This is a genomic window from Allobosea spartocytisi, from assembly GCF_014764685.1.
GTDB classification, from domain to species: domain Bacteria; phylum Pseudomonadota; class Alphaproteobacteria; order Rhizobiales; family Beijerinckiaceae; genus Allobosea; species Allobosea spartocytisi.
In genome coordinates, this window is the sequence record NZ_JACXWY010000013.1 from 118,283 (window position 1) to 129,651 (window position 11,369).

Here is an 11,369-nt window from a genome sequence, read left to right on the forward strand (position 1 = left end):
GTGCCCGTTCTGATCGGCTGAAAAGCAAAGCGCCGCCCGGCTTGATGGCCGGGCGGCGCAAGTCTGATTGCGGAACTTTTTCTAAAATCGAGGCAACATTGTGCCTCTTTTCTCACAAGAGCGACCTCAACGTGCAATGAACTGCCAGTCGTTCTTCTACGGGTGTTCCAATTTGGGCAGGTGCCATTGCGCCCAACAGGCAGGGACAGGGGGAGGGCCTCTACGATTGAGAGCGCGGGCGGGCAGGGAACGGTTGAATGGCGGCAGCCGGCAGCGCGTCCATACTTTCCAGAACGTCGATTGCCACCTGGTAGCGATCGAAGAAGCGCTTCCAAGCGCTGAAGCCGCCGAGTTCAGCCGTGGCCAACAGCATGGCGCGATGAGACGCGATCAGGAGTTCCTTTTCGCCTTGCAGCCGCTCGATCTCGACGTTCTTTTCCGCGACCAATCTCTCAAGATCGGCGGAAGATCGCTTAGAAGACCTCTCAACAGCTGCCCTGATTTTTGCCTGCCGCTTGGCGTATTCAACGACGAGGGCATTGCGCCGGAAGTTCCGCGTAATATCGGAAGCGTGATTGAGCGCTCCCGCCATTCGTCGGATCACCGCCGCCTGAGCGCGTCGACGAATACATCGAATTTCTCTTCCCAGACCTCTGACAGGGCCGTCTCGAAGTACGCCCCAGCGTACAGACGGGGCATGCGCGACTGCGGCGACCAGCCGAAATAGAATCTGAGTCTCTCGATCGCGCTGTCTAGATCATGCCCGCTGTCCCGATAGCGTCTCATCCGAACGACCGCGCATGTGTGACGAAGATCGTGGCAGGACACCGCCGACAAGCCTTGTTTCCCGAGAGAGGACACGGCTCTTGAAGAAAGGCTCCGAGTGGCCACCTCAAATATCTCGTTGAACGACCTTAGCGAAAGGGGATCCTGTTTCTACGACACAAAAAGATGCGGGTAGCGCTGCCTCTCGGGATAATTGTGTGAGTATCGACCATGGAGTAGTAGTATCTCTTCTGGAACAGGTATTTGTCGTCGCGAGCCATATGTCTTGATTCCTGGCTCGATATAGCGTGGACCGTCATCTTCGGCGCTATTGACATCCAGCCTCGTCTGGATGGTGCCCGTTTCCGGGTCGACATCATCTTTGATCGAATTGGCAACGAGGAGGGCGGTCTCACTACGCCGAAGGCCTAAGCGGAGCATCAGCATAAAGATGAGCAGATTGCGCCAGCGAAGCCGTTCGCTCTTGAAGGGATTGCGCGTCGAGACGGGATCGAAGATGGCATAGAGGTCTTCGATTACGACTGGAGGCAAAGCGCGAATGGGAGGCGGCGGCCGAACCGAATTCGGCGCCAGCTGACCATACAGGCGATCCAGCCTGAGCAGCCTGTTCTCGACATCCGTCATTCGAGCCCCAGCGGAGGGGGTATTAAATCGCCGGATGTCCCGTACGAAGGTCAGCGCAGAAACCCAAGCTGCTGATCGATCTTCCGCCGCAAGCGCTGCCTCGTTTCTGAGACGCACCAAAAGACCTGCCAAGACGTCCTCGATTGCGTCCCAATCGGCGTCGGCGAGCAATCGGTCGAGGCAGTCCGATCCATGTCGACGATGCGCAGCTTCGTACAGCCGGTCGATTGCTGACAAATGAGATCTTCGCGTCGAACGGGCGAGTGACCCTTTGAGGATATCGAGCCAAATCAACGCCCAGAATCTCGGGACACCGGAGCGTCGCACGCCGACGGTGCCCCTGAGACTTGGAGGGATGGTCGCCGATCTCAGGGCCGCAGCAGGCATATCGGTAATCCCAATGCCTTTGCCATTGCTGTTGAATCTGTGAGACCGACGTCAATTGCGCAATCAGCCAGCCTGGGTTTTTGCACGTCATTTTGCGATCAGTGCTTTATGAACCGCCGAGGCCGAATGCTGCGCAACCCTGACCAGCTGCGCATTCGGCCTCGGCTTTGCGTCGCACACGATAATCCTTTGAGAACGTCTTGATTCCTCAGAGAACGTCTTGTTTCTGCAACGCGCCAAACCGCTCATTATCGACAAGCGCCATTGCATCGAAAGCAGCCGTTTGCGCGCAGAATGCAACACAGCTCAAACCGCTTGCTGGTTCCATAATATGTCTTATGCGAATCATAGATACGCACCCCGACGACGCTTCATGGCAGATCGTCGAGCCCTGCCCGTCGTTGGCTCAGACGATCTCTCCGGTCTCGGATCGCTCTCCAGCGCCCATCCGCCGATAGGCGAAGTATCGCCCTTCAGGAACATCGTCCGGCAGCGGCTCCGGCCTTAGTGCCGGATGATCGAGCGCACAGCCGCTGACGACCAGAGCGGTGGGCGCCGCCAGTGCGGCGACCTCCGCCGGCAGCCAGCTCAAGGCAACCGCATCGCGCTCGGGCACCCCGGTCGTGACATCGACATGGATCAGGACGGCGCTCGCTCCATGTTGGGCGGCGAAAGCCGGCAAGGTCTCGGCCATGTCGCCGATGACGAGCAGCCGCGCCGGAGGCATCGATTGCGGATGGGCCTTGGGGTCGCGCTCGAAGACGTGAATCGCACGGCCCGGCAGGCGTTCGCGCAGATGGTCATAGGTTCGTCCGTTGCCGAGGCCCAGCTCGAGCACGAGCCCGTCCCGGCCAACGGTCTGCGCCGCCGCCCAGTCGAGCACGCTCCGCTGGGCTTCGAGACGGCGGATGAAGCTGTCGAGCCGGCTCATGCGGAGGCCCCGCCGCCCAACCGGGATACGGAACACCGCGTCGATCCGTGCGCCGTCATGGCCGGTCCCTCCATCCTATTGAGCATTGCCAAGGCGCCGCCGACGCGGCCCTATAGTGTCGCGTCGGCGGCTCGCACAAGACGAGCCCCGCTTCAACGGCCGATAAGAGCCGCCTTCCCGGGAGAGAAACAGAGATGATCACGAGACGATGCCTGCTGATGGCTGCCGCGGCGGTTTCGCTGACGGCCCTGTCCATGCCTGCCCATGCCCAAAGCTGGCCGACGAGGCCGATCACCTTCATCGTACCCTTCCCGGCCGGCGGCGGCACCGACGCGTTCGCCCGGCCTCTGGGAGCGCAACTCGACCAGCAGCTCGGCCAGCGCATCGTCATCGAGAACCGCGGCGGAGCCGGCGGCACGGTCGGTGCTTCCGCCGCGTCGAAGGCGGCGCCGGACGGCTACACCTTCTTCGTCGGCGCGGCCCATCACGCCATCGCGCCGGCGCTCTATCCCAAGCTCGACTACGACATCCAGCGAGATTTCATCCCGATCGCGGTCATTGCCCAGCCACCGCAGGTCATCGTCGTGAATCCGGGCAAGGTCCAGGCGAAGACGGTGGCCGAGTTAGTGGACTACGCCCGCAAGAACCCGGAAAAGCTGAACTATGCCTCCGCCGGCAACGGCACGACGCACCATCTCGCCGGTGAGCTCTTTCAGATCTCGACCAAGACGAAGCTGACCCATGTGCCCTATCGCGGCGCCGGACCGGCGCTGCAGGATACGGTCGCCGGACAGGTCGACTTGCTGTTCGACGGCCTGGGCTCCTCGGCGGCGCAGATCCAGAGCGGCGCGCTGCGTGCGCTCGCGGTCGCGGCGCCGACGCGCTCGGAGACCGTCCCCGACGTCCCGACCGCGAAGGAAGCTGGCATCGAGGGCTTCGAGGTCTCAACCTGGTATGCGCTCTGGGCGCCGAAGAATACGCCGCCGGAGATCGTGACCCGGATGCGGACGGAGGTCGAGAAGGCCCTTCAGTCGCCGATGATCACGGCCGCCTGGAAGAAGAACGGCTCGCCGATCCCCTCGCTCAGCGGCGAGGCTTTCGGCAGGTTCGTGACGGCGGAGGTCGAGCGCTGGGGCGGGGTCGTGAAGGAGGCGCAGGTCAAGCTGGAGTGAGGGAGCCCTCACCCGGCCTCCGCGCCCTCCTCCTCATCGAGCACGGCCCTCGCCACGGCGAAACCGAAGCCGAGCCGGGCGAGCACGGCCAGATCCTTGCGGCGCAGGGCGGCGGCATCCGCCATACCATCTGTTGAGCGGCGCCAGCTTCCCAGGCGCTTGCGCCGCGCCGCGATACGCGCGGCTGCAAGTTCGCTCTCCGCATCGGTTGTCGCGACAGCCTCGACGAGTTCGCGGCCGACGCCCTTCGCCGCAAGCCGGCCGGCCACCGCTCGACCGGAAAGGCCCTTGCGCCGCAGGCTCGCCGTTCGCGCCTCGGCGAAACGGCGGTCGTCGACGAGCTGCAGCGAAACGCATTGCGCCACGACCTCGTCGAGCAAAGCCGCGTGCAGGGCCGGATCTTCGCCGTGATGGCGGCAGCTCATCGCGATCTTGCGGGCCAGAACCCTGCGCAACTGCACGGCAGGCGCCGCATAGCGCTCGAGATAATGCAGTGCCGCCCGACGCAGATAGGTCACCGTGATCCGGCGTGGCACGCGGGTTTTGCGGGCCCCCTGCCCGCCCGAATCCTGCTGACCGGCCATGCTAGTCCGAAACCGGCTTGGAACGGCCGGCCTTGACGCCGGAGCGGCGCTCTTTCGAGGCAAGCCGGCGCTCCTTCGAGGCTTTCGTCGGCTTGGTCGCGCGGCGGACCTGCGGGCGCACGGCCGCCGCCCGGATCAGCTCAGCGAGCCGTTCCACGGCCTCCTCGCGATTGCGCTTCTGGCTGCGATGCGCCTGCGCGACGATGACGATGACGCCATCCTGCGTCAGCCTGCTGCCGGCGAGCTTCATCAATCGGATCGCGACGTCGTTCGGCAGCGACGGGGAACTGCGGGCATCGAAGCGGATCTGCACCGCGCTCGACACCTTGTTGACGTGCTGGCCACCAGGACCCGAGGCGCGCACGAAGCTTTCCTCGATCTCGCTCTCGTCGATGGCGATGGACGGGGTGACTTGAATCATGGGAGTGAGCTTACCTCAATCCACGGAGCCTGGCAGCGTGCAGCCTTCCCGAGATATCGCCCGCCTGATCGAAATCATGGCCGCCCTGCGTACGCCCGGCACCGGCTGCCCCTGGGATCTGGAACAGGACTTCGCCTCGATCGCGCCCTACACGATCGAGGAAGCCTATGAGGTCGCTGACGCCATCGCGCGCGGCGACAAGCTGGATCTCAAGGACGAGCTCGGCGATCTCCTGCTGCAGGTCGTCTTCCATGCCCGCATGGCCGAGGAGGAAGGCTCCTTCGCCTTCCCCGATGTCGTCGAGGCGATCACCTCGAAGCTGATCCGCCGCCATCCGCATGTCTTCGGCGATGCGCGCGATTTGTCGCCGGCCGAAGTCAAGGCGCTCTGGCATCGGATCAAGGCTGAAGAGAAGGCCGACAAGGCTGCCGCGCACGCAGCCGCCGGCCTGCCTCCGAAGGAGGAGGACAAAAGCGTCCTCGCCGGCGTGGCACATGGCCTGCCCGCCCTTTCCCGCGCCTGGAAGCTGCAGGCCCGCGCCTCGACCGTCGGCTTCGACTGGAACGACGCACGCCTCGTGCTCGACAAGATCCGCGAGGAAACGCAGGAGATCGAGGAGGCGCTCGCCGGCGGCGACAAGGCCGCCATCCATGAGGAAATCGGCGATCTGCTTTTCGTGATCGCCAACCTCGCCCGCCATGTCGATGCCGAACCGGAGGGCTGCCTCGCCGCCGCCAACGCCAAGTTCGAGCGCCGCTTCAAGGGCATCGAGGCCGCTCTGGAGGCCGAGGGCCGAACCGCCAAGGAGGCGAGCCTCGAGGAGATGGAAGCGCTCTGGCAAGCTGTGAAGAAGGCCGAGAAGGCAAGCGGCTGAAACACGCTCTCTATCGGGCGAGCAGAACCGTCGCTGCCCTCGCAATGACCGCGCGGTCTATCTTTGCCGCTCAGCCTGCGGAAAACGCGCCGTGAACGCCCCTTCCCGCTCCCGCGGCAGGCGCACGGTGAGCGTGAGTCCGCCTTCGGCACCGTCCTCGCGCGCCAGGATCTCGCCATTGGCATGGAGCCAGGCCAGCGACTTGCCATCGCCGGCCTCCAGCACGAGGGCGTAGACCGGCCGGCTCCGCGCGATGCGCGTTTCGATGGCGGCGGTCAGCCGGTCCATGCCCTCCCCGGTCAGGGCCGAGACCAGCACGGGGCGGCTTTCTTCCGGGCGATGCGCCGCGACCTCGAGCTGGCGGGCGCGCTCCGTTTCGCCGAGCAGATCGGCCTTGTTCCAGACCTCGATCACGCGCTGGCCGTCATCCGGGTTGATACCGAGATCGCGCAGGATCGCCTGGACGTCGGCAGCTTGTGCCTGCGTGTCCTCATGCGAGACGTCCCGGACATGCAGCAGCACATCCGCCTCGATCGCATCCTCCAGCGTGGCGCGGAAGGCGGCGACGAGCTGGGTCGGCAGATCGGAAATGAAGCCGACCGTGTCGGAGAGCATGATCCGCGCGCCATGCGGCAACTTGATCGCGCGCGCCGTCGGGTCGAGCGTGGCGAAGAGCATGTCCTGCGCCAGCACCTCGGCCGAGGTCAGCCGGTTGAACAGGGTCGACTTTCCGGCATTGGTGTAACCGACCAGCGCAACGATCGGATAAGGCACGCGTTTCCGGCTGGCGCGATGCAGCGAGCGGGTGCGCTTCACGCTCTCCAGATCGCGCTCGATCTTGCTCATCCGCTCCTGGATGATGCGCCGATCCGCCTCGATCTGGGTCTCGCCGGGGCCGCCGAGGAAGCCGAAGCCGCCGCGCTGGCGCTCAAGGTGGGTCCAGGACCGGACGAGCCGGCTCTTCTGGTAGTTCAGATGAGCGAGCTCGACCTGCAGCGTACCTTCCTTGGTGCGGGCGCGCCTGCCGAAGATTTCGAGGATGAGCCCGGTGCGGTCGATGACCTTGCAGCCGAAGGCCTTTTCGAGATTGCGCTGCTGGACCGGCGACAGCGCGCAATCCATCACCACAAGGCCGATTTCCTCGATCTTGATGCGCTCGGCCAGCTCCTCGACCTTGCCCTTGCCGAGATAGGTCGCCGGCCTCAGGGCCGTGAGCAGCACCTGCACGGCCTCGACCACCGTGAGGTCGATGGCGGCCGCCAGGCCGACGGCCTCATCGAGGCGGGCGACGAAGGAGCGCTGATTGCTGTCGACCGCGAGGCCACGCTTCTGCTGATACGGGCCGACCACATAGGCGCGCGTATTCGCCGCGATCTCGCGTTCGATCTCGTCGAGCGGCTTGGGGCCTGAAACCTTCACCGCCGCCCGTTGCTTGTCGTCTTCGCGGCTGGCCGCCAAATCAGTTCTTGTCCGTTTCCTCGGGCTCGAACAATTGCACGGGGTGCCCCGGCATGATGGTCGAGATCGCGTGCTTGTAGACGAGCTGCGAGTGACCGTCACGCCGCAGCAGCACGCAGAAATTGTCGAACCAGGTCACGACGCCCTGCAGCTTCACGCCGTTGACGAGGAAGATCGTCAGCGGAATCTTCTGCTTGCGCACGTGATTGAGGAACGTGTCCTGGAGGTTTTGAGCCCGCTCTGCGGCCATGGGTAGTCCCTATTGTTGGGATCGCCGATCGGATTGTATCCGCGATCCAGTTCGTCCCGTTCTGGCCGGCAAGCCACCTTACCGACCCGAGACACCGACATCACATTAGATCGTTGACTTCGCATGCAACGCAAGTGCAGCAAAGCCGTGTTTTTAGGCATCCTACCTGCGTGACGCGCAGATGGGCATGCGCAAGGCGCCTGACGCTCACCCCACTCCCAGCGATTTGAGCTTCCGGTGCAAGGCGGAGCGCTCCATGCCGATGAACTCGGCCGTCCGCGAGATATTGCCCGAGAAACGCGCGATCTGGGCGATCAGATATTCGCGCTCGAAGATCTCGCGCGCATCGCGCAGCGGCAGGCTCATCAGGCGTTCCCCGCCCGAGCCCGACGGCGTCGTCGGGACCATCGCGCCAACCTCCGCCGGCAGCATCTCGACGGTGATCTCCGAGGTCGGGTCGCCCTTGGTCAGGATCATCAGCCGCTCGACATTGTTGCGCAGCTCCCGGACGTTGCCGGGCCATTCATGCGATTGCAGCACGGCCATCGCATCCGCGCCGATCTGCCGCTTGGGCAGGCCCGAGGCGACCGAGATCTGGTCCATGAAGAACTCGATCAGCTCCGGCACGTCCTCCCGTCGCTCCGACAGCGGCGGCACCTTGATCGGGACGACGCCGAGGCGGTGGTAGAGGTCTTCGCGGAAGCGCCCATCGGTGATGAGCTGGGCCAGGTCGCGGCTCGACGAGGAGATGATGCGGACATCGACATGGACGCGTGTCGCCCCGCCGACGCGCTGGAAGTTCTGATCCACCAGCACCCGCAGGATGCGGTTCTGCGTCTCCCGCGGCATGTCGCCGATCTCGTCGATATAGAGCGAGCCGCCATGCGCCTCCTCGAGCGCGCCGACGCGCCGCGAGCGCCCGTCCCCGCCCTCGACGCCGAAGAGCTCCTCTTCCATCGTGTCGGGCGTGATCGTCGCCGCGTTGATCACGACGAACGGGCCGGAGGACCGGTTCGATGCCTCGTGCAGGGTGCGGGCCGTGAGCTCCTTGCCGCAGCCGGGCTCGCCGGTGATGAGGACGCGCGCATTGGTCGGCGCGACGCGCTCGATCGTCTGGCGGAGCTGGTTGACCACGGTGGAGTGGCCGACGATGCGGTTCGCCTGGACCGAGCGTGTCTTGAGCTCCCGCACCTCCCGGCGCAGCCGCGATGCTTCCAGCGCCCGCTCGGCCACGAGGACCAGCCGGTCCGCCTTGAACGGCTTCTCGATGAAGTCGTAGGCGCCACTCTTGATGGCCGAGACGGCCGTCTCGATGTTGCCGTGGCCGGAGATCATCACCACGGCGAGGTCGGGGTGGCTCTCCTTGATGAGGGCGAGCACCTGCAAGCCGTCGAGGCGGCTGCCCTGCAACCAGATGTCGAGAAAGACCAGGTTCGGCCGCCGGGCCGCGATCGCCGCCAGCGCTTCGTCGGCGGAACCCGCCTTGCGGGTCCGATAGCCCTCGTCTTCGAGAAGGCCGGCGACCAGATCGCGGATATCGACTTCGTCGTCCACTACCAGGATGTCAGCACTCATAGGCGTGTCCCATTCTGCATGTCATGCTCTGGCGCGGGGTTGCCTCGTCCGGCAGCCTCTTCGCCATTGTCGGCCTCCTGAACCGGGCCTGTTTCGGGGAACCAGAGACGGATGCGCGCGCCGCGCGCGCCGTCGGGTCGGTCGAGCAGCTCGATGCCGCCGCCATGGTCTTCGAGAATCTTGCCGACGATGGCGAGGCCGAGCCCGGTCCCCCCCTCGCGGGTGGTCATATAGGGCTCCAGCAGCTTCTGGCGCTGGTCTGCGGGCAGGCCCTTGCCGTTATCCGTGACGTCGATGACGATCCGGCCATCGGCCCAGCGCTCGAACTGGACCTGGATCAGCCCCTGCCCTCGCTCCTCGGGCGGAACCGCCTCGATGGCTTCCGTTGCGTTCTTGATGACATTGGTCAGGGCCTGCGAGATCAGCCGGCGGTCGAACCGGGCCTGCATGGCTTCCGCCGGCAGGCTTTCCTCGATCGTCGTCTCGGGATTGCCGACCCGCCAGAGGAAGACGATCTGCCGGACGGTCTCGACGATGTCCTCGCGCAGCAGCGCGGGCTTCGGCATGCGGGCGAAGGAGGAGAATTCGTCGACCATGCGCCGGATGTCCTCGACCTGCCGCACGATGGTATCCGTGCACTGGTCGAAGACCTCCTTGCCCTCGATGATGACCTTGCCGAACCGGCGCTTGATGCGCTCGGCCGAAAGCTGGATCGGCGTCAGCGGGTTCTTGATCTCATGCGCGATGCGCCGGGCGACATCGGCCCAGGCCGCCGTGCGCTGCGCCGAAACGAGGTCGGTGATGTCGTCGAGGGTCACCACGAGCCCGGCATTGATCCCCTCGCCCTCATGCACGGCGCGGATGTTGACGACACGGTCGCGCCCTGCCCGCGAGATCGTCACCTGGCCGGAACTCTGCCGCTGGCGGCCCTGAAGCGCGTCGGCGACGAAACTCGCAACCTCCGGCGCGATCTCCGCGATCGGCTTGCCGAGCAGCCGTCCGCCGGTGCCGATCAGGCTCTCGGCCGAACGGTTGATGATGGTGATGTGGCCTTCATTGTCGAGGCTGAGCACGCCGGACGACACGCCCGACAGCACGGTCTCGGTGAAGCGCCGGCGCCGGTCGATCACCTCGCTCGCCGTGACCAGCCCGTCGCGCTGCCGGCGCAGCTCCGCCGTCATCTTGTTGAAGGTTTCCCCGAGATGGGCGAGGTCCCCCTCCGAGCGCTTGATTGGCACCTGCACATAGAAATTGCCGCTCGAGACCTGGTCGGCCGCATGGATCATCCGCCGGATGGGCGCGACCAGGCGATTGGCGAAGCTCAGGCCGAGCCAGATCGCCGAGAGCAGCAGGATCAGTGCGATCAGCCCATACATCGAGGCAAAGGCGATCTGGACGCCCTTCCGGCGCGCATCGATCGAGAGATACTCAACCGCCGCGCCACGCGCGACCGCGGGGAATTCGACCGCCAGCGGGTCCACCTCGCGGGCGATGTAGAGGAAATTGCCGTCGTAGATCGGCAGCTTCACCAGCGCGCCGAAGATCCTGCCGGTGCGCGGAATCACGCAGATCGGGTCCGGCGAGGCCGAGGCGTCGTCGAAGGCGGCCTGGTCGGGCTTCGGCGGATCCTTCAGCACGTCGATATTGGCGCGCACGACCGTCTTGTCCGGCGGCTGCATGATCGCCGCCACAGGCAGGCCGAGCGCGGTCGCCCGCGCCGTCATGAAGCTGTCGAACCATTTGCGGTCGACATCGAAGGCAGGCTTCGCCCGCGTCAGATCGTCCGCCAGCACGCGGATCTCGCGGCCGAGCGATTTGCACTGGCTGGCGGCATAGGCATCCGCCACCTCGACCGATTTGAAGATGGCGTCGCGCATGCGGTCGGAGAACCACGGCTCGAGCCCGCGCTCGATCGTCACCGTCGCGATGACCGCGACGAGAATCGCCGGCAGCGCCGCGATGAAGCTGAACAGGCCGACGATGCGGACATGCAGGCCCGCCGCCGCCGCGCCCGCCTTGCGGGCCCGGATCAGCACGGCGGCCTCGAAGACCACGACGACCAGCAGGGCCAGGATCAGCAGTGCGTTCAGCACGAAGACGCCGATGACCACCTCGTGCACCGGCGCGATCGGCGTCGCGCCCGACAGGACGAGGAAGGTCAGCAGCGCCGAAACCAGCGCGAGAACGACGATGATCCCGCCGATCCACCCGGAGACGTGGCGCTGCTTTTCCTCGGCGCGCGGCACGATCCTGGTGTCACTCACGGAAAACGACACGATATTCGACAACTCCAGGGGTGCGCGGCCG

11 protein-coding genes are annotated in these 11,369 nt (G+C 65.3%); 2 read left to right on the forward strand and 9 right to left on the reverse strand.

Features of this window, described 5'->3' with window-relative positions; all coding sequences use genetic code 11:
- Positions 1-220: 220 nt before the first annotated feature.
- From IED13_RS19325 to IED13_RS19335, 3 genes are all read right to left on the reverse strand, one after another.
- Positions 221-592 carry a hypothetical protein gene (locus IED13_RS19325; RefSeq protein ID WP_191125151.1) on the reverse strand — a complete coding sequence of 124 codons (372 nt, stop codon included), beginning with the start codon at positions 590-592 and terminating at the stop codon, positions 221-223.
- A gap of 344 nt (positions 593-936) precedes the next feature.
- A complete protein-coding gene (locus IED13_RS19330; protein WP_191125152.1) occupies positions 937-1,647 on the reverse strand; it encodes a site-specific integrase in 711 nt (236 codons plus the stop codon).
- Positions 1,648-2,203: 556 nt separating this feature from the next.
- Positions 2,204-2,728 carry a class I SAM-dependent methyltransferase gene (locus IED13_RS19335; RefSeq protein ID WP_191125153.1) on the reverse strand — a complete coding sequence of 175 codons (525 nt, stop codon included), beginning with the start codon at positions 2,726-2,728 and terminating at the stop codon, positions 2,204-2,206.
- A gap of 194 nt (positions 2,729-2,922) precedes the next feature.
- Between IED13_RS19335 and IED13_RS19340 the strand changes: the two genes are divergently transcribed.
- Positions 2,923-3,900, forward strand: a complete 978-nt coding sequence (locus tag IED13_RS19340; RefSeq protein ID WP_191125154.1) for a Bug family tripartite tricarboxylate transporter substrate binding protein — start codon at positions 2,923-2,925, stop codon at positions 3,898-3,900.
- Between the two features lie 8 nt (positions 3,901-3,908).
- Here the strand turns inward: IED13_RS19340 and IED13_RS19345 are convergent, their stop codons facing one another.
- Together IED13_RS19345 and arfB are read right to left on the reverse strand one after the other, a co-directional pair.
- Positions 3,909-4,484 (reverse strand): regulatory protein RecX, encoded by a 576-nt coding sequence (locus IED13_RS19345; protein WP_210323679.1) that lies wholly within the window; start codon positions 4,482-4,484, stop codon positions 3,909-3,911.
- Between the two features lies 1 nt (position 4,485).
- Positions 4,486-4,905 (reverse strand): alternative ribosome rescue aminoacyl-tRNA hydrolase ArfB, encoded by a 420-nt coding sequence (gene arfB, locus IED13_RS19350; protein ID WP_112762243.1) that lies wholly within the window; start codon positions 4,903-4,905, stop codon positions 4,486-4,488.
- A 37-nt stretch (positions 4,906-4,942) separates the two neighbouring features.
- Here arfB and mazG point away from each other — a divergent pair, with 37 nt between their 5' ends.
- Positions 4,943-5,779 (forward strand): nucleoside triphosphate pyrophosphohydrolase, encoded by an 837-nt coding sequence (gene mazG, locus IED13_RS19355; RefSeq protein WP_191125155.1) that lies wholly within the window; start codon positions 4,943-4,945, stop codon positions 5,777-5,779.
- Between the two features lie 57 nt (positions 5,780-5,836).
- Here mazG and hflX read toward each other — a convergent pair whose 3' ends face one another.
- From hflX to IED13_RS19375, 4 genes are all read right to left on the reverse strand, one after another.
- The gene (hflX, locus tag IED13_RS19360) at positions 5,837-7,198 is read right to left on the reverse strand and encodes a GTPase HflX (protein WP_038366077.1); all 1,362 of its coding nucleotides are present in this window, start codon (positions 7,196-7,198) and stop codon (positions 5,837-5,839) included.
- Between the two features lie 40 nt (positions 7,199-7,238).
- A complete protein-coding gene (hfq, locus tag IED13_RS19365) occupies positions 7,239-7,487 on the reverse strand; it encodes an RNA chaperone Hfq (protein WP_038365847.1) in 249 nt (82 codons plus the stop codon).
- A gap of 207 nt (positions 7,488-7,694) precedes the next feature.
- Entirely contained in the window at positions 7,695-9,062 is a 1,368-nt protein-coding gene (gene ntrX, locus IED13_RS19370) for a nitrogen assimilation response regulator NtrX (protein ID WP_038365845.1), read from the reverse strand.
- Positions 9,059-11,326 (reverse strand): sensor histidine kinase NtrY-like, encoded by a 2,268-nt coding sequence (locus tag IED13_RS19375; protein WP_260368341.1) that lies wholly within the window; start codon positions 11,324-11,326, stop codon positions 9,059-9,061. The genes ntrX and IED13_RS19375 overlap by 4 nt, the downstream gene beginning before the upstream one ends.
- Positions 11,327-11,369 lie beyond the last annotated feature (43 nt).

Excerpts from the sequence above, each read along its gene's own strand:
- IED13_RS19325 (WP_191125151.1), bottom strand. The coding sequence starts at position 592 with ATGGCGGGAGCGCTCAATCACGCTTCCGATATTACGCGGAACTTCCGG.
- IED13_RS19335 (WP_191125153.1), bottom strand. The coding sequence starts at position 2,728 with ATGAGCCGGCTCGACAGCTTCATCCGCCGTCTCGAAGCCCAGCGGAGC.
- IED13_RS19340 (WP_191125154.1), top strand. The coding sequence starts at position 2,923 with ATGATCACGAGACGATGCCTGCTGATGGCTGCCGCGGCGGTTTCGCTG.
- IED13_RS19345 (WP_210323679.1), bottom strand. The coding sequence starts at position 4,484 with ATGGCCGGTCAGCAGGATTCGGGCGGGCAGGGGGCCCGCAAAACCCGC.
- arfB (WP_112762243.1), bottom strand. The coding sequence starts at position 4,905 with ATGATTCAAGTCACCCCGTCCATCGCCATCGACGAGAGCGAGATCGAG.
- hfq (WP_038365847.1), bottom strand. The coding sequence starts at position 7,487 with ATGGCCGCAGAGCGGGCTCAAAACCTCCAGGACACGTTCCTCAATCAC.
- ntrX (WP_038365845.1), bottom strand. The coding sequence starts at position 9,062 with ATGAGTGCTGACATCCTGGTAGTGGACGACGAAGTCGATATCCGCGAT.